The organism is Roseateles sp. P5_E8 (assembly GCF_054177665.1).
The window spans coordinates 20788-44398 of record NZ_JBGCUM010000014.1 but is presented as its reverse complement, the minus strand read 5'-3'; the positions used below and the strand labels follow the sequence as shown (position 1 = coordinate 44398).

At 67.8% G+C, this 23611-nt stretch carries 14 protein-coding genes; all 14 read right to left on the bottom strand.

Annotated elements, in window-relative coordinates; all coding sequences use genetic code 11:
* Nucleotides 1-101: 101 nt before the first annotated feature.
* Nucleotides 102-1595: a hypothetical protein gene (locus ACXRVZ_RS10700; protein WP_457419266.1), complete on the bottom strand. Its 1494-nt coding sequence runs from the start codon at nucleotides 1593-1595 to the stop codon at nucleotides 102-104.
* A gap of 94 nt (nucleotides 1596-1689) precedes the next feature.
* Nucleotides 1690-2793 carry a glycoside hydrolase family 5 protein gene (locus tag ACXRVZ_RS10695; RefSeq protein ID WP_457419264.1) on the bottom strand — a complete coding sequence of 368 codons (1104 nt, stop codon included), beginning with the start codon at nucleotides 2791-2793 and terminating at the stop codon, nucleotides 1690-1692.
* Nucleotides 2794-2852: 59 nt separating this feature from the next.
* Nucleotides 2853-4235 carry a glycoside hydrolase family 5 protein gene (locus ACXRVZ_RS10690; RefSeq protein WP_457419262.1) on the bottom strand — a complete coding sequence of 461 codons (1383 nt, stop codon included), beginning with the start codon at nucleotides 4233-4235 and terminating at the stop codon, nucleotides 2853-2855.
* 124 nt (nucleotides 4236-4359) lie between these two features.
* Nucleotides 4360-5568 carry a glycoside hydrolase family 5 protein gene (locus ACXRVZ_RS10685; protein ID WP_457419260.1) on the bottom strand — a complete coding sequence of 403 codons (1209 nt, stop codon included), beginning with the start codon at nucleotides 5566-5568 and terminating at the stop codon, nucleotides 4360-4362.
* On the bottom strand, nucleotides 5565-7130 hold the full coding sequence (locus tag ACXRVZ_RS10680) for a GH39 family glycosyl hydrolase (RefSeq protein ID WP_458232409.1): 1566 nt from the start codon (nucleotides 7128-7130) through the stop codon (nucleotides 5565-5567). Before ACXRVZ_RS10680 ends, ACXRVZ_RS10685 begins: the two co-directional genes overlap by 4 nt.
* Nucleotides 7127-8713: a family 43 glycosylhydrolase gene (locus ACXRVZ_RS10675; protein WP_458232408.1), complete on the bottom strand. Its 1587-nt coding sequence runs from the start codon at nucleotides 8711-8713 to the stop codon at nucleotides 7127-7129. Before ACXRVZ_RS10675 ends, ACXRVZ_RS10680 begins: the two co-directional genes overlap by 4 nt.
* Nucleotides 8710-10152, bottom strand: a complete 1443-nt coding sequence (locus ACXRVZ_RS10670; protein ID WP_457419256.1) for an MFS transporter — start codon at nucleotides 10150-10152, stop codon at nucleotides 8710-8712. The genes ACXRVZ_RS10675 and ACXRVZ_RS10670 overlap by 4 nt, the downstream gene beginning before the upstream one ends.
* Nucleotides 10149-11612: a GH1 family beta-glucosidase gene (locus tag ACXRVZ_RS10665; protein ID WP_457419254.1), complete on the bottom strand. Its 1464-nt coding sequence runs from the start codon at nucleotides 11610-11612 to the stop codon at nucleotides 10149-10151. Before ACXRVZ_RS10665 ends, ACXRVZ_RS10670 begins: the two co-directional genes overlap by 4 nt.
* A gap of 87 nt (nucleotides 11613-11699) precedes the next feature.
* On the bottom strand, nucleotides 11700-13058 hold the full coding sequence (locus ACXRVZ_RS10660; protein ID WP_458232407.1) for a GH1 family beta-glucosidase: 1359 nt from the start codon (nucleotides 13056-13058) through the stop codon (nucleotides 11700-11702).
* A gap of 20 nt (nucleotides 13059-13078) precedes the next feature.
* Nucleotides 13079-14284, bottom strand: coding sequence for a GDSL-type esterase/lipase family protein (locus ACXRVZ_RS10655; RefSeq protein ID WP_457419250.1), 1206 nt, complete (start codon nucleotides 14282-14284; stop codon nucleotides 13079-13081).
* A 127-nt stretch (nucleotides 14285-14411) separates the two neighbouring features.
* Nucleotides 14412-16691 carry a glycoside hydrolase family 95 protein gene (locus ACXRVZ_RS10650; RefSeq protein WP_458232406.1) on the bottom strand — a complete coding sequence of 760 codons (2280 nt, stop codon included), beginning with the start codon at nucleotides 16689-16691 and terminating at the stop codon, nucleotides 14412-14414.
* A complete protein-coding gene (locus ACXRVZ_RS10645) occupies nucleotides 16688-18865 on the bottom strand; it encodes a hypothetical protein (RefSeq protein ID WP_457419246.1) in 2178 nt (725 codons plus the stop codon). The genes ACXRVZ_RS10650 and ACXRVZ_RS10645 overlap by 4 nt, the downstream gene beginning before the upstream one ends.
* A complete protein-coding gene (locus ACXRVZ_RS10640; protein ID WP_457419244.1) occupies nucleotides 18862-20508 on the bottom strand; it encodes a DUF5597 domain-containing protein in 1647 nt (548 codons plus the stop codon). The genes ACXRVZ_RS10645 and ACXRVZ_RS10640 overlap by 4 nt, the downstream gene beginning before the upstream one ends.
* 67 nt (nucleotides 20509-20575) lie before the next feature.
* The gene (locus ACXRVZ_RS10635; protein WP_457419242.1) at nucleotides 20576-23572 is read right to left on the bottom strand and encodes a TonB-dependent receptor; all 2997 of its coding nucleotides are present in this window, start codon (nucleotides 23570-23572) and stop codon (nucleotides 20576-20578) included.
* Between the last annotated feature and the right edge of the window lie 39 nt (nucleotides 23573-23611).

The window sequence follows — 23611 nt, the reverse complement described above, 5'->3', positions numbered from 1 at the left end:
GCAGCCCGCAGGTGGGCCGCCTGAGTGCTAACAGGATAGTCGAAGTGCGTGCCTCACTTGGCGGCGTTGACGATGGCGCTGATGAGGGCAGGGGTGGACGTTCACGCGCCCAGCAGCTTGCGCAGCTTCTCCCGCTCGGCCGTGATGAGCTGCGCTGTGGCCTGGGCCGCTTCCCGCGCTGCGGCGTGGTCGGCCTCGGGCAGCATGACGAGCTCACCCTTCTCGGTCAAGGCCGCCGGCCGCGCGGCCGCGGCATCGGCGCCGTTGGCGCGCAGCACGCCCCAGACCCTGAAGCCCGGTCGCGTGGTGATGCCGGTCAGCACATCACCATTGGGCTGCGTGCGCAGGATGGGGCCGGCCCAGGCGTCGTTGTTGTGCATGATCTCGGCGGCGCTGCCATCGGTGTAGGTCAACGCGACATAGCCGTGCCGCTTGGCCGCCTCGTTGTAGTGGCCGTACTGGGACGCGCCGCTGGCACTGCTGAACAGCCCCGTACGCGGCACGCCGTTGGCATGGAACACGCCGGTGAAAGTGCTGCCGTCGGCATAGGTCAGCGTGCCCGTGACCGGCACGCCGTTGTCCAGCACGCCGACGAAGACCTTGCCATCGACCCATTCGGCGCGGCTGGCGGCGGGGTTGTCGAAGTCCTCGACGACGCGCTTGCGCTTGCTGTTCTCGAAGCTGCTCTCGTGCACGCCCACCGGCACGCCGACCTTGTAGCGGCCGCGGCGCAGTTCGCGCGAGCCGGTGCTGCCGATGATCAGGCGCTCGGCCGGGCCGTCCAGCTTGCCGGCAGTGAACAGCCCGCTGTCGACGCCGCCGTCCTTGAAGATGTGACGGCCGGCGCCGCTGAAGTGGCTGCCATCGAAGCCGCCCTCGTAGACGTTGCCGCTGGGGTATTGCAGGCGGATCGGCCCGCCCGCGCGGCCCGCCGTCCACTGGGCGCGCAGGCGCGTGCCGTCGCTGTAGGCCAGGATGCCATTGCCGTGCGGCAGGCCGTTCAGTGTCTGGCCCTCGTAGCTGTGGCCGCCGGCCACGCGCAGCGTCTCGCTGCAGTCGCCCTGGCAGCTGGCGCGCGTGCTGCCGCTGAAGGCGCCGGCGGCGGCCTTCTGCTGCTCGTGCGCCAGGCGCTCGGCGAAATCGGCGCGGCTGGCGCCGATGGTGCGGCTGGCCCAGTAGGCATCGTGGCCGGCGTCGATGGCGGCGGCCATGAGCCCTTCGTAGTCCTCCACGCGGCGTTGCAGGCCGCGCTGCGCAATCAAAGTGTCCATGCGCTGCAACTTGGCCTGGAAGGCCCGCTCGCGGGCGTCGATGCGCGCCGCGGCCTGGCCCTGGGCTTCCATGCGGCTGGTATCCGCCCAGGTCGAACTGCTGGCGCCGAAGTTGATGAGCGGCGCGGGCGCGGGCCTGCTGCCGGCGGCACTGATCCGCGCACGGTGCTCGTCGGCCTGCTGGCGGGCGCGTTGGCCGGCCATCTGTTGCAGCTTCAGGCGGTCGGGCGCGTGATAGGCGTCGCCGTACTGGGCCTGGGCTGTCGAGGCGACCAGCAACGCCAGTGCGGCCGCGGGCAGGCGGAGGTATCTCGTCGGGTTCATCGGGTGTTTCCTCTTTGCAGATGGGTACACCTGATAGCGCAGCAAAAGGCGCCGCCGAGGCTCAGTTGTTACATCTGACCTGCCCTGGCGACCTTCAGCGCGGGCCTACCGCCCCGACGATGGCCGCCAGCAACTCGGCATCCAGCACCTGGCCGGTCGCGCGGTCGAAGACGGCGAAGCCTTCCTTCTTGCCATAGACGCCGTTGTCCCAGTAGACCGGCACGATGCCGCGCTCATGGGCGGCGCGGGTGATGTAGGCGTTCCAGTAGGCGCGGTAGCGCGCGGCGCCGGCCTGGGCAGGGCGCGTGACGACGCCGTACTCGCCCAGGATGACGGGCACGCCCTTGGCGACGAAGTGTGTCTTCATCCTGTCGAACTGCTTGTCGGCGTGGCTCTCGCCGCCCCAGGGGGCGGTGAGCTTGCGGTCAGCCGCGATGCGGCCCCATTGCCAGACCTTGCCTTCGTTTTGCAAGGTGAACTCGTAGGGGTCGTAGTAGTGGACTTCCATCATCAGCCGGCCGGGCGTGGGGTCCTGCGGCAGCACGGCGAAAGCCACCGTGTGGTCGATGTTGGTATTGAAGCCCTGCACGACCAGATGCCGGCGCGGGTTGTGGCCACCGGTGGCGCGCACGGCGGTGACGAAGGTCTGGTTGAAGCTGTTCTGGGCCTTCACGTACTCGGCCTTGGGCTTGCTGTAGTCGCCCTCGACCATGACCTCGTTGGTGCCGGCGAACAGCAGGCCTTCGTCGTGGTCCTTGAAGTGCTCGGCGATCTGCGTCCAGTAGGTCGCCAGGCGCTTGTTGACCTCGTCCTGGTGCTTGGCCGTGGGCTGCATCCAGCCGCCGTCCCAGTGGATGTTGATCATGACGACGAGACCGGCCTCGCGTGCCCAGCCCACCACCTCGGTGACGCGGGCCAGCCAGTCGGCCTTGATGCGGCCGTGCGCGTCGGTGTATTGCTTCCACGCCAGCGGGATGCGGATGGACTTGAAGCCGGCGGCCTTCACGGCCTGGATGAGCGGCTGGGTCGTGCGCGCATTGCCCCAGGCGGTCTCGCCGCCGATGGCTTCCAGCGAGTTGCCGAGATTCCAGCCGGGCGCCATCTCGCGGGCCAGGTCGGGGCTGCTGACTTCGCGCCAGGGGGCGGCCTGGGCGGCCAGCGAGGCGAGGGCGAGCACGAGAGTGGCGATGAGCTTCATGGATGTTCTGTTCTTCGAAAAGGCCGGCGCTTTGTGAAGAGCGCCGGCCGATGCACGGTTTACTTCGCCGCGTTAACGATGGTGCTGATGAGGCCACCATGCACCTGCGCGCCGCTGCTGCGGTCGAACAGCCCCATGCTGTGGTTGGCGTTGGGCGAGCCGGCGTCCCACCAGACGGGGATGGCGCCATGCGTCCAGGCCGAGCGCGCGACGTACTTCGTCCAGTTGCTGCGATAGGTGTCCGAGCCCGAGAACTCCGTGCGGCGGATGACGCCGAACTCACCCAGGATGACGGGGATGCCGGCGTCGACGAAGCGGGTCTTCATCTTCTGGAACTGCGCGTCCACGAAGGACTCGTTGGCCCAGGTCTCGGTGTTGGCTGCACTCGTGGCAGCGGCGCCCCATTGCCAGATCGTGCTGCTCTCGTTGAGCGTGAAGTTGTAGGGGTCGTAGAAGTGGACCTCCATCATCAGGCGCTTGGTCGCCGAGTCATTCGGCACGGTCGCGAAGTTCACCGTGTGGTCGATATTGGTGTTGAAGCCCTGCACGACCAGGTGGCGGGCCAGGTTGCCGCCGCCAGTGGCGCGCACGGCGTTGACGAAGGTCTGGTTGAAGCCGTTCTGCACCGTGTAGTACTCGACCGTCGGCGTGCCGTAGTCGCCGTCCTTCATGACCTCGTTGGTGCCGGCGAACAGCAGCGTGTCGTCATAGCCCTTGAAGTTGTTGGCGATCTGCGTCCAGAACTTGGTGATGCGGGCGTTGGCCAGCGACTGGTTCGCATAGGTGGGCTGCATCCAGCCGCCGTCCCAGTGCACGTTGATGATGGTGACGAGGCCGGCGGTCCTGGCGTAGTTGACGACCTGGGTGACGCGGCTCATCCACGTGGCGCTGATGTTGTCGTTGACGTCGGCGTACTGCTTCCACGACACGGGGATGCGCACGGTCTTGAAGCCGGCGGCCTTGATGGCGGTGAACAGCGCCTGGTTGGCGGCGGGGTTGCCCCAGGCGGTTTCGCCGCCGATGGCTTCCAGCGAGTTGCCGAGGTTCCAGCCAGCGCCCATCAGCTTGCTCAGTTGCAGGCTGGTCAGGTCACGCATGCCGGGCACGGTGATCGTGAAGGCCCGCGTGCTCTTGGCACCGCAGCTGTTGGTGTAGGTGGCCGTGGCGGTGCAGCTGGCCTTGGCCGTGAGGTTCTGCTGGCGGGCGGTGCCGCTGCTGCCGCAGCCGCTCCAGGCCCAGCTGCCGCCCGAGGTGGGCTGGGGGCCGAACGAGAAGGCCGTGCCGGCGGCGACGGTGGCGGTGGCCGTGTTGGTCCAACTGCCGCTGCCGACCTTCACGTAGGGGTTGATGGCCGTGGCCGTGCAGGTTTGCGCAACGGCGGTGGCGCTGCCGGCGAGGGCGAGCGCCGCGGCGCACAGGCTTGTCCAGACTTTCGATCTCATGGGTTTGTCTCCTGAGGGGGCTGGTGGTGGCGCGGCACCTCATGTCGGGTGCCTGCGCCGGGGTACGGGCGCCGCCTTGTCCGGCAGCGCCACGAATCCTGTGTGCGTGTTCGGTCGCAGCGGCTCAGCTCGCCGCGTCGACCAGGGCCTTGATGATGTCGGGGTAGACCTGCGCGCCGCTCGTGCGGTTGAACAGGCCGGAGCTGTGGTTCTCGGTGGCGGCGCCGGCGTCCCAGTAGACGGGCACGGCGCCGCGCGTCCAGGCGGCGCGGGCGACGTACTTGTTCCAGGCGAGTCGGTAGGGCTCGGTGCCCGCGTACTCGGTGCGGCGCGTCGCGCAGAACTCGCCCAGGATGACGGGAATGCCCTTGTCGACGAAGGCGGTCTTTATCTTCTGGAACTGCGCGTCGGCATAGGCCTCGTTGGCCCAGGTCTCGGTGTTCGCCGCGCTCGTCGCACCGGCGCCCCATTGCCAGATCGCGCTCTTGTCGTTGAGCGTGAAGTTGTAGGGGTCGTAGTAGTGCACTTCCATCATCAGCCGGTTGGCTGTGGTGTCAGTGGGCATGACGGCGAAGGCGACGGTGTGGTCGATGTTGGTGTTGAAGCCCTGCACAACGAGGTGGCGCACGGCGTTGTTGCCGCCGGTCGCGCGCACCGCGTTGACGAACTGCTGGTTGAAGCCGTTCTGCACGGTGGCGTACTCGGCCTTGGGCGTGCCGTAGTCGCCGTCCACCATGACCTCGTTGGTGCCGGCGAACAGCAGCGTGTCGTCGTAGCTCTTGAAGTGGTTGGCGATCTGCGTCCAGAACTTGGTGATGCGCGCGTTGGCCACGGCCTGGGCGGCCAAAGTGGGCTGCATCCAGCCACCGTCCCAGTGGATGTTCAGCATCACGTAGAGGCCGGCCTTCTGCGCGAAGCCCACCACCTCGGCCACGCGGACCAGCCAGGTGGCGGAGAGGTTGTCGCTGGCGTCGGCGTACTGCTTCCACGAGGCCGGGATGCGCACGCACTTGAAGCTGGCAGCCTTGACGGCGTCCATCAGCAGCTGCGTCGTCGCCGGGTTGCCCCAGGCCGTCTCGCCGCCGATGGCTTCCAGCGAGTTGCCGAGGTTCCAGCCCGAGCCCATCAGCTTGCTGAGCTGCAGGCTGGTGAGATCGCGCATGCCGGTAGTGGGCGGCGGCGGGGGAGCGGGCGGTGGTGGCGGAGCCGGGGGTGGGGGTGATGGTGTCGCCACGGGCGACGGTGCGGGCGAAGGCCCGGCGGATGCGCCGCCACCACCACCACCGCAGCCCGCCAGCGGCAGCAGCCCGACGATGGCCTCGCGACGCTTCACGCGCCGACCTTCTTCAGGCTCAGCAGCACCACGTCGTGGCTGCGCAGCTTCAGGTTCACGGTGGCAGTGCCGGCGGCGCCGACCACCAGCTCGCGTTGCACCTCGGGCTTGTCGGTCGTCAGGCCTTGCAGCGTGGTGAGCTGCTTCGCGTCCAGGTTCTTGGGCGAGCCCATCTTCAGGTAGGCGGTGTGGGCGTCGTTGATCTCGTAGCCGGTGCGGCGCTGCGTCAGCGTGTAGCGGCCGGGCGGGAGGTGGCGGAGTTCGACCGCCACGCTACCTGCGTCCCGGGCCGGCTGCGGCTTGCCGAAATAGCTGCGGTTGCTCGCGGTCTGGTCGGGCTGGCGCCAGTCCCACACGATCGCCTGCACTTGGTCGCCGTCAATGCTTGCCCACGTGGAAGCGTCGCTCGTCGGCACCTCCTTGCCCTTCAGCGCGGCGAGGTACTTGTACGCAAACCACACCGGCTTGCGGATGCCCTCCCGCGTCATCAGGCCGAAGCCGCCGTGGAAGGGCGCGTCCGGCAGGCCGGGCTCCTCGAACAGGTCGCTGTAGACCCAGTAGCTCATGTGCTGGGCCAGCCCTTGGGTCTGCTTCAGCTTGGTGAGCACGTAGGGCGCGCTCATGTAGCTGTCGTGCACGAGGTCGCGCGGGTTGTAGCTGCTGCTCCACTCGGTGAAGAAGAGGGGCAGGCCGGGCAGGTGCGAGGCTTCGATCTCCTTGCGCACGCGCCGCACGTCGCCCACGATGGCGTCGGGCGACTTGGACAGCTTGCGGTCTTCCTTGCCGAACTCGTCCAGGAAGCCTTCATCGACGCCATAGGTGTGCGTGGTGATGAAGTCCACCGGCGTGTTCGTCGCCTTGGCGTGGGCCAGGAACTCGGGCACCCAGGCCGCGCCGGCGGTGGATGGGCCGCCCACGCGCAGCAGCGGGCTGACGGCCTTGATCGCCTTGGCGGTGTGCGTGTAGAGGTCGAAGTAGGCCTTTTGATCGGCCTTTTCCCAGAAGCCGTCGAGGTTGGGCTCGTTCCAGACCTCGAAATACCAGTCGTGCACTTCGGCGGCGCCGTAGCGCGCCAGCAGGTGGCGGATGAAGGCGTCGATGAGCGCCACCCAGCCGGCCGGCTCGGGGTGGGAGGTATTGCCTTCCCAGTAGAAGATCTTGTTGTCCGAGGTCTTCAGCGCCAGCGGCGTGAAGCCCAGTTCGACAAAGGGCTTGATGCGGCGGTCCAGCATCGCGTCGTAGAGCTTGTCGATGCCGGTGAAATCGAACACCAGCTTGCCGGCCGYGTCGCGCGTCACCGTCTTGAAGACGTCGTGGAAGATGGCGTGGAAGCGCAGGTAGCGAAAGCCCAGTTCGTCCACGGCCGTCTTCAGTTGCGCGAGCGCATCGGGGCGGTAGGTGGTACCGGGGTAGTCGGCGCCAAAGCAATGATCGAAGAAGCGATCCACCGGCTGCTTGGCCTGGGTCAGGTCCAGCACGATGCGGCGTTGTTGGGCGGTGGCGGCGTGGGCGACCAGGGGCATGGCGGCGGCTGCGGCGAGCAGTTGACGGCGGGAAGTCATGCGAGTCCTCGATAGATGAAGTTGCGGGCACGCACCTCGCCGGCGCCGGCGCTGAACAGCGCAGGCCGCAGGCTGACGAAGCCGCCAAAGACGTTGTGATGCAGGCCGGAGACCTCCATCTGCCAGGAGTGCTGCTTCCAGGTCTTGCCAGCGTCATGCGAGTAGCGCCAGGTGATGACGTTCTCGCGGTTGATCAACTGGATGTGGACGCGGCGTGTGGCCGCAGTTGTGGATAGCGTTTCGCGCATCCACGAGTGCTCCTGCCCATAGCCATAGGTCAGCATCTGCGTCGTGCTGAAGCCCAGGCCCACATGGCCGCGCTCCTCGTAGAACAGCGCCAGGCCGCCGTGGCCGTCACCGCTGATCTCGAGTTCGACGCTCACCTCATAGCTGCGGTCACCGGCCTGGCAGGTCAGCGGCGACGAGTCGGGCAGGGACTTGCCCTTGCCGCGGATGACCAGCGACTTGTCCTCGAAGCGCAGGCGCTTGGCCTCGTCCGGCCCGGGCGCGTGGAAGGCCCATTGCAGGCCCAGCTTGCCGCTGGAGAAATCGTCCGACAGCGCAAAGCCCGCCTTGCTCGCCTTGCCACCGCGCGGCTTGGGCAGAGGTCTGTCCAGCGTGCCGCCCCGGGCGCGCAGCCAGCCGTCCTTGGTCCACTCGACGGGTTCCAGCAGTGCCTGGCGGCCGAGCGTGCGGAAACCGTTCTCGTAGCCGTGATAGACCATCCACCAGTCCCCCGCCGGCCCTTCGACGACGCTGGCATGGCCGCGCGACCACCACGGTTCGCTGGCGCTCGTCGTGCGCACGATGGGGTTGTTGGGGGCGTCCTGCCACGGCCCGTGCACGGAGCGCGAGCGAGCCACGGTGACCATGTGGCTGGTGGGTGGCCCGGCCGTGCCGCCGACGGCGCTGATCAGGTAGAACCATTCGCCGCGCCTGAACAGCTTGGGGCCCTCGGGCGCGAACATCTCGACGACCCAGTCCTTGGGGTATTGCCAGGGCTTCCAGGCGTTGTTCTCCAGCGCGCCGTCGGTGGCGAGGCCGTCGTCCTTCAGCCGGATGCGCCGGCCACCGTTGACGAAGAGGTAGCGCTTGCCGTCCTCACCCACGACATGGCCGGGGTCGATGCAACCCGGCACCTTCAGGTCGACGGGCGCGCTCCAGGGGCCGCGGATGTCGTCGGCGTGCGTGACGTAGATGCCCGTGCCGGCGTCTTGCAGCACGGGGATGTAGATGTAGAAGCGGCCCGCGTGCTTGATGAGGTCCATCGCCCAGACGGTGCCGATGGGTTGCGTCAGCGCGGCGGTGATGGGCGTCCAGTTCACCAGGTCCTGCGAGTGCCAGATGACGGCGCCCGGGTAGGACTGGAAGGACGAGAACGTCATGTAGTAGTCGGCACCGTCCTTGAGGATGGTGGGGTCGGCGTGGTCGCCCGCGACGATGGGGTTCAGGTAGGTGCCGTTGCCCAGGTCGGCCTTGCGCTGGCCTTCGATGCCGGCGGCGAAGCGCGGCGCGGCCAACGCCGGGCTTGCCGCAGCACCGGCCAGTGCCGCTTGCATCGCCACACGACGCGACATGCTCATACCGTTCCCCGCGTCGCCTCGAGCTTGCCGCGGATCTCCAGCATGCGCGCCTCGGTCAGCGGGAAGCGCAGGATGGCGATCAGCGCCAGCACCAGGCCGATGACCGGGATGCCCGACAGCAGGATGCGGATCCAGAAGATGGCCTCGGGCGCCTGCGCGCCTTCCATGTGCGCATCGAAGCCGGTGAACTGCAGGATCCAACCCGACGCGCCCACGCCCAGCGCGATGCCGACCTTGGAGATCCAGGACTGGCAGGCCGAGAACGAGCCTTCACGGCGCTGGCCGGTCTCCAATTCGTCATAGTCGACGACGTCGCCGATGGTCGCGGTGTACAGCGTCCAGAAGCCCGCGCCGGTGAAGGCGACAAAGCCGCACGCAAACAGCTGCAGCACGGGCAGCTCGGGGTCGTACAGCCACCAGTCGCCGATGAAGGCGCAGATGGCCAGCGTCAAGACGACGGCCAGGCCCGTGCGCTTGCCCCAGCGCCGCGAGATCCAAGCGAAGAACGGGATGCCCGCGAAGCCGAAGCCCATGCCGGCCAGGCCCATGGCGGTGTTCCATTGGGAGGCCAGCACCACATCGCCCTTGCAGACGTAATAGACAGTGGCGTAGTAGCCTAAAGCGCCCACCATCGCGGTGCCGATGCTGTAGGCCAGCGACATGGTGAGCACGGCGCGGAAGGGCTTGCAGCGCAGCGTGCGCCACAGCGTGTCGGCGAGTGGGATGCGCGCCTGCGAGTGCGAAACCAGCTTCTCGTAGTACCGCTCACGCACCAGCAGGAAGATGGCGATGGAGACGGCCACCATGATGGCGCCGAGGATGCCGGTGTAGACCTGGGCGCCGCGCAGGATGTCGGGCTTGCCCTTCGCATCGTGGAAGAAGGACAGCGTCGTGAATTGGGCGGCGAAGAACATCGCCAGCTCGGGGCCCTTCTGAATGGCGTTGCGCACGGCCATCACGGTGGTGCGCTCGTGGTAGTCGGGCGTCATCTCCGCGCCGAGGCTGACCCAGGGCATGTTGAAGCAGCTCATCACCGGCACGTAGATGATCATGCTGACCAACATGAACCAGAAGTACTGCATGTCGGTCCAGCCCTTGCCGACGGCGAACATCAGCGGCAGGCCGATGCCGGCGAGGACGCCGCCGACGAGGATGAAGGGCCGGCGGCGGCCGTAGCGTGAGCGGGTGTTGTCGGAGAGCCAGCCGAAGAGGGCGTCGGAGCCGGCGTCGATGACGATCTTGATCGCCTGCACCGTCGAGATCAGCCCGGGCGCCACGCCGAGGAAGATGTTGAACACCTGGAAGGCCAGCGACGCGTAGAGCCAGTGCCCCCACATGTCGAGGATGGAGCCGATGCCGAAGCCGATCTTCTGCTTGAGGGGCAGGCGCTCGTTGGCCGCTGGCGCCGCGTGCGCCATGTGGAGGGTGCTGGCGTTCACAGAATCTTTCTTGTCTTGACGACGTCGGAGTAATAGCGGGCGGACAACTTGGGCGTGCGGACCTGGGTCGCAAAGTCGCAATGGACGATGCCGAAGCGGCGCTGGTAGCCGTCTTCCCATTCGTAGTTGTCGATGAAGGACCACAGGAAGTAGCCCTTCAGCGGGATGCCGTTGGCCACCGCCCGGTGCGCCTCGCGCAGGTAGCTGCGCAGGTAGTCGCGGCGGTGCAGGTCCAGCACCTCACCGTTCACCACCGGCTCGTCGTCGTAGCCGCAGCCGTTCTCGGTGATGTAGATCGCCGGGTGGCCGTAGACCTCGTGGCAGAAGCGCGTGGCCCAGTAGATGGACTGCGGCACGAGGCGCAGCCAGGTGCTGTCGGCGCGCGGGTAGTTGACGGGATGAGGCAGTGCCTCGTAGCCGGTACTCGTCTTGGCGGCGCGCACGAAGGTGCCGCTGTAGATGTTGAGGCCGAGGAAGTCGGTCGGCAGGCTGATGAGGGCGAAGTCGCCCGGTTGCACGTCGGGCGCATCGGCGCCCACGCGCGCCAGGAAATTCGCGGTGTACTTGCCGGCATGGATGGCGCCCAGCACCTGGGCGTTGCGGTCGATGAACCAGGCTTTGGCGGCGGCAATGTCGGCCGGCGTTTCCGTCACGGGCACGGAGACGCCGCAGTTGTCGGTCAGGCCCACGACGGCGCCCGCGCCGCCAAACTTGCGCACGGCCCTCACCCCATGACCGTGGCACAGCAGCGCGTGGTGATAGGTCTGGTTGACGACCTTGGCGCTCTCCTTGCGGCCCGGCGCCTTGGTGCCGGTGCCGTAGCCCAGCAGCGTGAAGCAGACGATCTCGTTGAGCGTGATCCAGTGCTTCACGTCCTTGGCGAAGGCCTTGACGACGGTGTCGGCGTACTGGGCGAAGGCGTCGACGGTGATGCGGGACGTCCAGCCGCCGCGGTCTTCCAGCGCCTGCGGCAGGTCCCAGTGGAAGAGCGTCACCCACGGCTCGATGCCGTGCTTCTTCATGCTGGCGAACAGGCGGTGATAGAAGTCCAGCCCCTTCTGGTTCAGCGCGCCGTCGCCGTTGGGGTAGATGCGCGGCCAGGCGATGGACAGGCGGTACTTCTTGAAGCCCAGCGAGGCCATCAAGGCGAAGTCCTCGTCGAAGCGGTGGTAGTGGTCGCAGGCGACGTCGGGCGTGTCGCCGTTGTGGACCTTGCCGGGAATGCGGCTGAAGCGGTCCCAGACCGACTCGCCCTTGCCGTCTTCGAAGGCGGCACCTTCGAGCTGCGCGGAGGCCGCAGCGACGCCGAACGCGAAGTCGTCGGGGAACGGGCTTTCGTAAGTCAACGCGACCGGCGCGCCTCGGCGCTGTGGCGTGGCTGCGAGCGAGACGGTAGCCAGTGCCGGCAACGCGGCGGCGGCGAAGAGTTGGCGGCGGCGCAGGGGGCGGAAGGCAGTCATCTGGATAGTCCTCGTTAGACCGCGTGTGGGGCGGAGGCCCGCTGCGGCGCGAGGGAATATAGGCGGCTTGGTTCGGCCCGCTTCATGTCAGAGGATGCGACGCTCGCGAATGATGTCGGCGTAATAGAGCGAGGACAGCTTGGGTGTGCGCACCTGCGTGGCGTAGTCGCAGTGCACGATGCCGAAGCGGCGCTGGTAGCCGTCTTCCCATTCGTAGTTGTCGATGAAGCTCCACAGGAAGTAGCCCTTCAGCGGCACGCCGTCGCCGATGGCGCGGTGCGCCTCGCGCAGGTGGTTGCGCAGGAAGTCGCGGCGGTGCAGGTCCAGCACCTCGCCGTTCACCACCGGCTCGTCGTTGTAGCCGCAGCCGTTCTCGGTGATGTAGAGCGCCTGGTGGCCGTAGCACTCGGCGGCCAGGCGCGTGGCCCAGTAGATGGACTGCGGCACCAGGCGCAGCCAGGGGCTGTCGGCGCGCGGGTAGTTGACGGGCGGTGACAGGGCCTCGAAGGCCGCACCGTCTTTGCCGGCGCGCACATAGGTCCCGGTGTAGATGTTCAGGCCCAGGTGGTCGGTGGGCAGGCTGATGAGGTCGAAGTCGCCGGGCAGCACTGAAGGCGCATCGGCACCCACGCGGGCCAGGTAGTCGGCCGGGTACTGGCCGGCGTGCATGGCGCCCAGCACGTGCGCATTCATCTCCAGGAACCAGGCCTTGGCGGCGGCGATGTCGGCCGGCGTCTCGGTGACGGGGATGCAGACGTCGAGGTTGTCGGTCAGGCCGACGACCGCGCCCGCGCCGCCGAACTCGCGCACGGCCCTCACCCCATGACCGTGGCAGAGCAGCGCGTGGTGGAAGGTCTGGTTGACGACGGCCGCGCTTTCCTTGCGGCCCGGCGCCTTGGTGCCGAAGCCGTAGGCCAACTGCGTGAAGCAGCGGATCTCGTTCATCGTGATCCAGTGCTTGACGACACCGCCGAAGGCCTTGACGACGGTGTCGGCGTAGGTCGCGAAGGCGTCGACGGTGACGCGCGAGGTCCAGCCGCCACGGTCTTCCAGCGACTGCGGCAGGTCCCAGTGGAAGAGCGTGACCCACGGCTCGATGCCGTGCTTCTTCATGCTGGCGAACAGGCGGTGATAGAAGTCCAGCCCCTTCTGGTTCAGCGCGCCGTCGCCGTTGGGGTAGATGCGCGGCCAGGCGAGGGACAGGCGGTAGTACTTCAGGCCCAGCGAGGCCATCAGCGCGAAGTCGTCGTCGAAGCGGTTGTAGTGGTCGCAGGCGACGTCGAGCGTGTCGTCATCATGCACCTTGCCGGGCGTGCGGCAGAAGCGGTCCCAGATGGATTCACCCTTGCCGTCGGTGAAGGCGGCGCCCTCGATCTGCGGGGCGGCGGCAGCGACGCCGAAGAGGAAGTCGGCGGGGAAGGGGCTGGAGTAGGTCAGAGCGGTCATGAGGTACTGCGGCTTGTCCGTCAGGGAGTCAGCCAAGGGGTCAAAGTGGTATCGAGGCTGCGGGCCCAGATTTCGTAGCCTTGCGGGCTGAGGTGCAGCCAGTCGGGCAGGATGTCTTTGGACAGCGTGCCGTCCGCATTCGTGAGCGCGCGGCCGATGTCAAGGAAGACGACCTGGCGGCCATCGGCCAGCGACGGCAGCAGCGCATTGATCTTTGCGTTGTGACGCCGCAGGAGGCCATCGGGCTTCTCGTCGCGCGGGAACAGCGCCAGCAGCAGCACCTTGGCCTGCGGCTGCCGCTTGCGGATCTCGTCCAGATTGCGCTTGATGCCGGCCACGGTGAGGGTCGGGTCTTCCAGCCGCTCGCCGGTGTTGTTGGTGCCGATCATCATGACGATGGCCTTCGGGCTCATGCCGTCGATCTCGCCGTGCTGCAGGCGCCACAGCAGGTTCTCGGTGCGGTCGCCGCCGAAGCCGAGGGCCACCGCGTTGTACTTGGCGAAGTTTGCCGCCCATGCCGCCTTGCCGTCCCTCTCCCAACCTTCGGTGATCGAGTCGCCGAGGAAGACGAGGTCGACACGCCGGCCGGCCTCGCGGTGGGCCTTGATCTCGGCCAGCTTCTGCTCGTGGCGCGGCAGCCACCACTCGACGGCCCACGCTTCCTGCAGCCGCTCGGGCGTGACGGACTGGCTGCGGTAGTCGGGGCAGGCCGTCGTCGCCTTGCCGCGCTTGTTGATGCGCAGCTTGCTGATCTGCAGCTCGCCGCTGCCGGTGCCTTCCAGCGTGAAAGGCACGTTGACGGCGGAGAAGTCATCGCCCTCGCGCCAGAAGCATTTCAGCGCGAAGGACAGGTGCTGCTTGCCCTTGCCGGCCAGCTCTCGGCCGGCGAACAGGAAGGGGACCTTGCGCTCGCAGTCCTTGCCGCAGCCGAGCTTGAACTTCATGCCGCCCTTGGCCAGGTCGACGACGTTCAGGTCGAACTCGACGGTGCCTTCGGCGAGATAGGGATTCAGGTCCAGCGGCGGGCCGTCCTGCCAGCGCGCCTGGGCGATCCAGGTGTTGCTGAACTGCAGCGTCACGGCGCCGTCGGCACTGCGGCGGGCGGCGACGTGGCTGTTGGGCACGCGCGGGTTGGCCGGCTTGGGCACGGTGACGCGGTCGCCGGTCAGCTTGGCCTCGCCTTCGAAATCGGTGACGGCGATCTGCCAGCCTTTGTCGAGGGGCACTGACTGCGTTGTCAGTGCAGGCGCAGCAAAGGCAGAGGAATGCAACCACAGAGTCACAGAGGCACAGAGGGACCACCACGTTCTCTGTGTCTCTGTGCCTCTGTGGTTGCCTTTGAGTTGTTTCATGTCAGTGCAGATCCTTGGCGTCCAGCGTGCGCGACTCGCCGGGCTTGAGCTTCAGCTCGACGACGCGCTCGCTCACGCGAACACGCCCGCCACCGGCGCCAGCCACCGAGCGCACCGTTGCGCTCGTGATGCGGCCGCCTGCCCAGGCGATGTCGACCTCGAAGCCGCCGCGTGCACGCAGGCCCGTGACCGAGCCCTGACCCCAAGTGGCCGGCAAGGCGGGCAGCAGGTCGATGACGCCGTCCTGCGATTGCAGCAGCATCTCGGCAATCGCCGCCGTGGCGCCGAAGTTGCCGTCGATCTGGAAGGGCGGGTGGGTGTCGAACAGGTTGGGATAGGTGCCGCCTTGATGGACTTCCGCTCCCTGTCGAGCCACCTTGGCGCCGGGTTGGGCGAGCAGGCCGCGCAGCAGGCTGTGGGCATGGTCGCCGTCGCGCAGCCGCGCCCAGTAGGCCATCTTCCAGGCCATGGACCAGCCGGTGCTGACGTCGCCGCGCGCCGCCAGCGTCTTGCGCGCGGCTGCCGCCAGCTCGGGCGTGCGGGCGGGGGAGATCTGCCGGCCCGGGAACAACGCGAACAGGTGGGAGACGTGGCGGTGCGTGTCCTTGGGTGTGTCCAGCACGGCGTCCTTCAGCTCGGTCTGCCATTCGAGCAGCTGGCCCCAGCTGCCCACACGCGGGCCGGCGAGGCGGTCGCGCAGCGAGGCGGCGTGGTCACGCGCGGCGCGGTCGCCGAGTGCGTCTGCCGCCTGTGCCATGTTGTCGAAATGGTCCCAGAGGATCTGCTGGTCGTAGGCCACGCCGTCCTGGATGGGGCCGTGCTCGGGCGACCAGCCATTGGGCGCGACGAGCTTGCCGTCAGGCCGTTCCTTGAGCCGGTCTTCCCAGAACTCGCCCACTTCCTTCAGCACCGGCCAGGCGACGTTGCGCAGGAAGGCCTTGTCCTGCGTGAAGGCGTAGTGCTCCCAGAAGTGGCGGGCGTACCAGGCGTTGCCGGTCATGTTCCACAGATAGCTCTGGGCACCGAAGGGGTTGGTCTCGGTGCGCACGGTCCAGCCGCGCACGGGCTTGCCGGCGGCGGTGAGGAAGGTCTCGATGGGCGGCGTGACCGAGTTGTCCCAAGGCGGCGTCTCGGGTGGCAGGGACTTGGGGTCCCTCAGCGCCTGGGCGGCACGTTCGGCGATGGGGCGGCGCCATTCCGGGATCAGGCGTTGAACGAAGCGGTGCAGCGGCCGCGCGGCCTCGGCGAGGTTGGTCGGCTCGGCCGGCCAGTAGTTCATCTGCAGGTTGATGTTGGAGTGGTAGTCCGCATTCCACGGCGGTTGCAGGTGGTCGTTCCAGAGGCCCTGCAGGTTGGCGGGCAACGAGTCGCGCGAGCTGCTGACGAGCAGGTAGCGGCCGTAGTGGAAGTAGAGGGCTTCCAGCTCGGGGTCGTTGCCATTCTTCGTGTATTCGGACAGGCGGGCGTCGGTCGTCAGCGCGCGGCGCTCGGCTGGGCTGGTGCCGAGGTCCAGCTGCACGCGGCCGAGCAGGGCCTGCACATCACGTTCGTGGTCGGCTTGCAGCTCCGGCCACGGCTTGGCGGCGGCGACCTGAGCCTGCACGCGCGGCAGCGGCGGCCGGCCATCGGMAAAACTGGTGCCGGCACCGAGGATGAGAGTCAGCGCGCTGACGCCGCGGAACACCAGCGCGTTGCCGTCGATCGTGACGCTGCCGCCGTCGTTCAGAACGCGCAGCTGACTCGCATAGGCCAGGCCGTTGGGCAGCGCGCCCACGGCGGCCAGCGACTGGCTGGCCACGCCCAGGGCCGCGCCGTGGCGGTCGGTCAGCGCGACGCGGCCGTTGTAGCGGCCGGGCAGGCTGGCAGTCAGCCGCCATGCGATGACCTGTGCCGGCTGGCTGGCAAGCGCCTCGCGCGTGAAGTGCACGCCCTGCTGCGTGTAGCTGAGGCGGTTCAGCGCGCGGCTGAGGTCCAGCTCGCGGCGGTAGTCGCTGACCGGCGCGTCGGCGCCTTCCAGCTCCAGCACGACGTCGCCGAAGGGCTGGTAGGCGCCCATCTTCCCGGCGTCGCCCGTCCATAGCGTGATGTCGTTGAATTGCAGCCGGTCGCGTGCGACTTGGCCGAAGAGCATGGCGCCCAGGCGGCCATTGCCGATGGGCAAGGCCTGCTGTTCCCAGCCTTGCGGCGTGTCCGGCGCGGGCGCGGCGTAGCGCAACGTCAGCTCGCCAGCAAACAGGGGCAACGAGGCCGCCAGGGCCAGAGCGGCGAGGATTCGCTTCATGCCTTGGGCTTGCCGATGACGACGCCCCGGCCCTCGGGCGCGAGGTAGACGACACCGAACTCCAGCGGGTCGGCGGCCAGTGCGTTCAGCCGGCCGAAGCGGTGGCTGTCGTCGTTGATGCGCTGCCATGTGGCGCCGGCATCGACGGAGCGGAACAGGCCTTCGGCGTCCTGGCCGCCGACCTTGACGCGACCCCAGACGTAGACCGCGTGATAGGCCGCGCCTTCGGCGGCCTTGCCCACGGCCACGCGCCAGGGCTCGACGACAGGACGGATGCCCTGGGCCTTGCTGTCGACGCCGGCAAAGTGCAGCAGGCCTTCGGGCAGGGCCAGCCACAGGTCGCGCGGCTTGCCCGGCGCGCTGATGAGCTGGGCGCCCTGCCAGTTCTGCAGCTTGGGCAGGCCGGTGATGCCGGGCTGGAAAGTCGCGCCGCCGTCAACGCTGACGAGGATGCGGCCATTGGCGCGGTCGAAGACGTAGAACACGCCTTCCACGGCGCGGTCGGCCACGGGCACCAGGGCCACGTCGCGCTCAGCCGGCCAGCCTTGGGCGGCTGCCCAGGTCCTGCCCCGGTCGCGCGAGAACAGGGCCGCCTGTTTCTGGGGTGCCCACAGGAAGAAGCCACCCTTGGCCGACACGGCCACCTGGCCCGACGGCGCCGTCCAGCCCTCGGGCGTCTTGGCGTTGCGCGTGGACGGSCCGAAGGGCCGCCAGCTGGCGCCGCCGTCGGGCGACCAGTAGCCGCCGTTGGCCGCGCCGTCCGACGTGCGGGCGACGATGCCGGGGTTCAGCTCCGCGTAGGCCACCGAGCGGCAGGTCTCGGCGGCCGGCAGGAAGAGGCCGTTCTTGGGGCCCTGAGCGAGATCGTCCCAGGCGGCGCCGGAGACGTCGCCCATGGCCGCCAGCAGCGCGGCGCCACCGGACGGGCTCTCAAGGGCGATGACGGAGGTCTCTTCGAGGTTGTCTACCGTGAAGGCCCAGTTCACCTTCGCCGCGCCGAGGTTGCCGGTCATCCACAGGCCGTAGCCCGTGCCGTAGACGGCGTGGTCGCCGTCGTGCGGGTCGATCTTGAAGTCGGCCAGCCAGTGGCCCTGCTTGTGCTGCGTCTTGCTCTGGAAGGCCTGCAGCCAGGGGTGGCTGCTCGAATCGAAGGTGGAGCGCGGGCTCAGCGGCGCCCAGTTGGCGCCATGGTCGTCGGAGACATAGATCTCGTCGCCGTTGCTCCAGCGCTCGATGGTGGAGACGATGACGCGGCCGGAGCGTTTCGCATCGACGTCCAGACCGGAGTAGCCGAAGCTCTGGCCGCCGCCGGGTTTGACGGGCGTGATGTCGCGCCAGCGGCCGTCTGCGCTGCGGCGCCAGACGCTGCCGGTCTTGGCCTGGCCGGGGTTGGTGACGGTGCCCGCACCGCCGGCAGAGAAGCTGACGTAGAGCGAGCCGTCCGGCCCCAAGGCCGCGCGCTGCGGTGCCTGCGCGGGTAGTTCGGCAATGCGCGTGAAGCTGGCGCCGTCGTCGCTGGAGACGAACAGGCCGGGCTGATCGTGGCTGCCGGCATAGACCGTTTTGTTCGGGGCGAACAGCACCAGCGACACATGCTTGGCCGGAAAGCCACCCAGCTTGCTGAAGCTCTGACCGCGATCGGTGCTTTGCAGCAGGCCGTCCTGCGTGGTGCCGAGCAGCAGGCGCTCGGGGCGGCTGGGGTCGACCTGCAGGCGCTCGCCGGTGCCGCGGCCGGGGCCGTTGCCGTTGAGCTTCAGCCCGAGTTCAAAGGTCTGCCAGGTGGCGCCGCGGTCGCTGGAGGCGAGCAGTGCCGCCTTGCGCGCCCATTCGCCGGTGTAGAGGCCGCAGGCGGCGTAGACGCGGTTGGCGTCGCTCGGGTCCACGGCGATGCTGAGCACGCCCATCAGGTCGGCGTCGGCCTTGCTCAGGTGGTCCAGCAGCGGCAGCCAGCGCTTGCCGGCGGGGTCGAAGCGGTAGGCGCCGCCGATGTCGGTGCGGGCGTAGAGCAGGCCCTTCTCGCGCGGGTGGAAGACGAAGCCATCGATGAAGCCGCCGGCACCGTAGGCCAGGCTGCGCCAGTCGTACGTTGGCGCGCCTTCCGCGCCCCAGGCGGTTGAAGCGGGCAGTGTGGCCGCCAGGCCCGCAGCCTGCAGCAGGTGGCGGCGGTGGATCATGGCTGGGGCCGGCCCATCTTGACCTTGAGCATCATCGGCTCGGCCGGCAGGTTCAGGCCGTAGTCGACCTGGTCGCCGTTCCAGACGCGCTCCATGATCCAGCGGCCCTGGTCGTCGAAGCGGCCCTGCTCGGCGCGCAGCAGCATGCCCTTCGTGCCTTCGGCCGGTTCCATGCGCACGCGCACGCGCTGGCCGATGATGAGGAACTCATCCGGGGCAATCTGCGCCATGGCGGCACCGCCGTTGGGCTCGTCGGTACCGGGCGTCGGCTTGGCGAACTCACCGCCCCAGGCGGCCTCACCGAAGCGGCCCATGCGGTAGGTCAGCTTGGCCGTCCAGCCGGGGAAGTCCAGTTGCTGGGGCTTGCGGTCGTCGCCTTCGGCCATACCCTGCGTCTTGCCGTCGAAGGCCCATTGCGCCCACTGGCGCTGGATGGGGGCGAACATGCGGTAGACGCGCTCGAAGGGCTCCACCAGCGTCTTGTCGGTGGCGGTCGTTCCGAGCGGGTAGTTGGTGTAGTTGAAGTAGTCGATGCCGAAGGGCGACACGCCGATGGCGCCGCGGCCCAGCATCGCGTACAGGAAGCGGCCGTAGGCCGTCTTCGTGCCGATCTCGGGCACCCACAGCGCGTTGTCGGCGCGGCCGAACAGCCGCAGGTTGGCGTTCACCTGCTCGGATTCGACGCTGTAGATGTCGGGGCTGACGATGTCGAGCGCGGGTGCTGCGGCCTTGTAGATGTCGATGACGTCCCAGGTCGGGCCGCCGCTGGCGAAGTCCTTGTTCCAGGGCTTGGGCGGCTGGTCCAGCGGGTTGCGCAGCGCGTTGTTGACGTACATCGGCAGGTCGTACACGGCCTTGCCGGCGGCGGCGATCTCGCCGATGTAGCGGGCGATGGCCCAGGCGTGGAAGTACTCGTCGGCGTAATCGCCGTAGACCTCGCGCCAGGTGCCCGACGCAGCGGCCGGCACGACGGCTTTCTTGCGCGCCAGCACAGCGGCAGGCACGGGTTGCTCGAAGGCGGCCTGCGCGTCCTTGCCGAAGTCGCGCACCAGGCCATAGGTGCCGACCTCGTTCTCGACCTGCACCATCAGGACGGTGCGCTCCGTCGAGTCGATCTTTTTGAGGTGGGCCATGAAGGCGACGAAGGCCTTCTTGTCCGCCTTCAGCGTCTCGGCGCCCAAGGGGCTGAGGCTGTAGTTGGGCTTGCCTTCGCGGTCCATGTTGGCCGGGAAGCGTTTCGGGTTGAGCTTGACCCACTCGGGGGTGTATTGCGCGCTGGTGTTTTTCCAGGTTGCGAACCACAGGATCACCAGCTTCTTCTTCTGCTGGCGCGCTTCCTTGACGAGGGTGTCAACGAAGCTGAAATCGAACTTGCCCTCAATGGGCTCCACCTGTTCCCATGCCACCGGCATTAGCACGGTGTTGGCCTTGAGGTCGTTGGCAGCTTCCCAGACGGGCTTGAGCGCGCCGGGGTAGTTGCTGGAGTTGTGGGCCTGCGCGCCCAGGATGAGGAAGGGCTTGCCGTCCACCAGCAGTGCGTGGCGCCCGTCACGGGTGGCGAGGCGAGGCAGTTCCGCAGCGCCTGTGGCCTGCGCGGTGAACAGGCACGCGAGAGCTGCCGCAAGAAAAAGCGTCTTCTTCATCGGAATTCGGGTGATAGATAGAAAACCGGCGGCCCCGGTACGAGGCCGCCGGATCAAGTCCAGCAGATCAGAAAGAGTAGCTGCCTTGCACGGAGTAGCGACGGCCGGTGTAGTTGACGGCACGCGTCATCATGCCGATCTGCTGTTGCATCAACTGCTTCGCGAGCGCGTTGTTCAGGTTCTGGCCTTCCAAGCTGACGTTGAAGTGGTCGTTGATGCGGTAGGTGACACCGGCGTCCACCTGGCCGTAGGCAGCGCTCCAGGTCGGCAGCGCCCAGGCGACGGTGTCGCCGTTGGCCAGATGGCCGTCGGTGCCGCGAGTGCCGTTCACGTTGACGGCCTGCAGGTACTTGGAGCGCCAGCTGTAGGCCACGCGCGCCGAGATCGGACCCCAGTCGTAAAGCAGCGCCAGGTTGTAGGCTTGCTTGGACAGGTTCTGCAGCGGCAGGTTGCCGAAGGTGCGGCCGTCGGTGTCGCAACCGTTGATGTTCAGGTTCAGGTTGTCGGCGTTGCCGCTGGTGCCGGCGCAGTAGGGGTTCAGGACCGGGTTGTAGAGCTTGGTTTTGCTGTCCACATACGTGTAGTTGGCCTGAACGCCGATGCCCGATGCCCAGCCCGGCAGCATGTCGAGGTAACGCTGGAAGGCGATCTCAACGCCACGCGCGCTGCCCTTGGTGCCGTTGACCGGCGAGGTCACGGTGAAGTTCACCGGCGTGCCGCTGGCGTCCTTCAGCGGCACGGTCTGCGTCTGGTTGACGATGACGTCCTTCAACTGCTTGTTGAACAGCGCCACGGTCAGCGAGCCGTTCTTGGCGAAGTACCACTCGCCCGTCAGATCGAACTGGTCGGACTTGACCGGCTTGAGCAGCGGGTTGCCGCTGGCCGAGCCGGTCAGGTTGACGGCGTCGATGAAGATGGTGTTGCCGACGGTGCGATTGGTCGTCGTCAGTGACATCGTCTGGTAGGCCTGCAGCTGCGAGAAGTCCGGCCGCGCGATGGCTTTGGCCGCCGCGGCGCGGAACTGCAGCGTATCGCTGGCCTTGAAGCGCAGGTTCAGGCTGGGCATCACGTCGGTGTAGGTCTGACGCGCATCGATCGGGACGCCGAAGTTCTGGATCTGCGGCACCGGCAGGCCGCCCTGTGTCTGGTTCGGCTGCAGCACCGGCGCCGAGTTGGTGAAGACCATGTAGCCGTTGGCCTTCATCTGCGTGCGCACGGCGCGCAGGCCGACGTTGCCGTCGATGGGGGTGCCCACGTCGGTGAAGTCGAAGCGCAGTTGGGCATAGGCGGCTTGCGAGCGCTCATGCTGCTCGTTGCTGCCGGCCGGGTCGGTGCCAAAGCTGGCGGGCGCCCATTGCGCGCAGCCACTGCCCCAGCCCTGTGCGGCGGTCTGCTCGGCGCAGAGGATGTCGTGGTACCTGTGCAGCGCCACGTAGCTGCCCGGGTAGTCCTTGGCCAGCGACACGTTGGGCACGTAGACCGCCGGCACGCTCTGGCTGCCGCCGAAGAAGTTGCTGAACTGGTGCAACGACACCGGGGCGTTGAAGCGCGGGTCGTTCAGGTAGGCCAGGTGGTTGATGTCCCAGCCGCGTTGCCAGGTCTGCGTGATGGCGGCCCAGTTGTAGCTTTGCACCGAGTTGACCGTCGTCGCGTCGCGGTCGGTCAGGCGGATGCCGAACTGCAGGTCCTGCAGCACGGGGTGGTCGAAGTTCCACTTGCCGTCGACGCGCCACGCCTTCTGCTCGGCGGTACTCTTGTCCAGGTGTTCCATGGTGAACGCCCAGTAGTAGTTGCCGAGGTCCTTCAGCGCGGCGAGGTCGGCCGTGTCGAAGACGACGCGGGGCGTCGAGCCGGACAGGTCCAGCGTCTCCTTGGGCATCAGCAGGCCCGTGGCCACGGTGGAGTCGAAGCCCTTGGTGCTGGACTTGACGAGCTGCAGGTCGGTACTGAGGCTCAGACGGTCGCTGACCTTCCACTTCAGGTTCCAGCCCAGGTCCTTGGTCTTGGAGTTGCGGGTCATGTAGCGCGTGTCGGCGCCGAAGTTCACGCCGCCGTCGGCCGGCGCGGTCAGCGTGCCGTACACCAGCGCGTTGTTGCTGCCGTACTTGGCGTCGCTGCCGATGACGAGGTTCCAGGGGTTGGTCTGCGCGAACAGCGCGTTCTCGTCCCACTGCATGCGGTACTTGGACTGGAAGTAGGTCAGCGTGCTGCTGACGTCTTCCTTGCGCCATTGCACCGCGGCGTAGAGGCCGTCGCGGTTGCGTTCGAAATTGGAGTCGCGCCACTGCGCGCCCTTCGGCGCCCAGTGCGTGCCGTCGACCTTGTAATAGGGCTCGACCTGCCACAGGTCGGTGCGGGTCGTGCTGTTGCTGTGCGCCAGGCTCAACAGCATGCCGACTTCGCCGACGGGGGTCTTCCAGCGGTTGGAGATCAGGCCCGAGGCCGCGGGGCCCCACTTGCCCTGCAGCGCGTTGTAGTTGCCGCTGACCGAGGCGCCGAGCTTGAAGCCGTTGTAGTCGAAGGGCAGGGCAGTGCGCAGGTTCACGAGGCCGCCGACGGCGCCTTCGATCTGGGCGGCCGAGGGGTTCTTGTAGATGTCCACGCCGGCGAGCAACTCGGGCGGCACGTCCTCGAAGTTCAGCGCGCGGCCACCGTTGGCGGAGAAGGTGTCGCGGCCGTTCACTTCGGAGCGGACATAGGACAGGCCGCGGATGTTGACGCTGGAGCCTTCCACCGAGTAGTGCTCGGGGTCGCCCTTGGACATGGTGCGGTCGATGGTCACGCCAACGACGCGCTGCAGCACCTCGGTGACGGAACGGTCGGGCAGCTTGCCGATGTCGTCGGCGACGATGGAGTCGACGATCTCGTCGGAGTTCTGCTTGATCCGCTGCGCGGACTCGAGCGCTGCGCGGCGCCCGCTGATGACGACGGTCTCGACCTTCTGGACAGGCGCCGACGCGGCACCGGCCGGGGCGGCCGGCGTCTGGGCCATGGCCAGGCCACTGCAAAGCAGGGCGGCCTGGGCGGCGGCAAGGGAAATGGCGGTTCTCTGGTACTTGTTCACTGTGTCTCCTCTGGTTGGCCTCGATGGGCCGTGGGCTGT

What these genes read in the sequence shown, in the direction of transcription:
- ACXRVZ_RS10660 (WP_458232407.1), bottom strand. Translation starts at nt 13,058, where the DNA reads ATGACCGCTCTGACCTACTCCAGCCCCTTCCCCGCCGACTTCCTCTTC.
- ACXRVZ_RS10690 (WP_457419262.1), bottom strand. Translation starts at nt 4,235, where the DNA reads ATGAGATCGAAAGTCTGGACAAGCCTGTGCGCCGCGGCGCTCGCCCTC.
- ACXRVZ_RS10675 (WP_458232408.1), bottom strand. Translation starts at nt 8,713, where the DNA reads ATGAGCATGTCGCGTCGTGTGGCGATGCAAGCGGCACTGGCCGGTGCT.
- ACXRVZ_RS10695 (WP_457419264.1), bottom strand. Translation starts at nt 2,793, where the DNA reads ATGAAGCTCATCGCCACTCTCGTGCTCGCCCTCGCCTCGCTGGCCGCC.
- ACXRVZ_RS10700 (WP_457419266.1), bottom strand. Translation starts at nt 1,595, where the DNA reads ATGAACCCGACGAGATACCTCCGCCTGCCCGCGGCCGCACTGGCGTTG.
- ACXRVZ_RS10665 (WP_457419254.1), bottom strand. Translation starts at nt 11,612, where the DNA reads ATGACTGCCTTCCGCCCCCTGCGCCGCCGCCAACTCTTCGCCGCCGCC.
- ACXRVZ_RS10640 (WP_457419244.1), bottom strand. Translation starts at nt 20,508, where the DNA reads ATGAAGAAGACGCTTTTTCTTGCGGCAGCTCTCGCGTGCCTGTTCACC.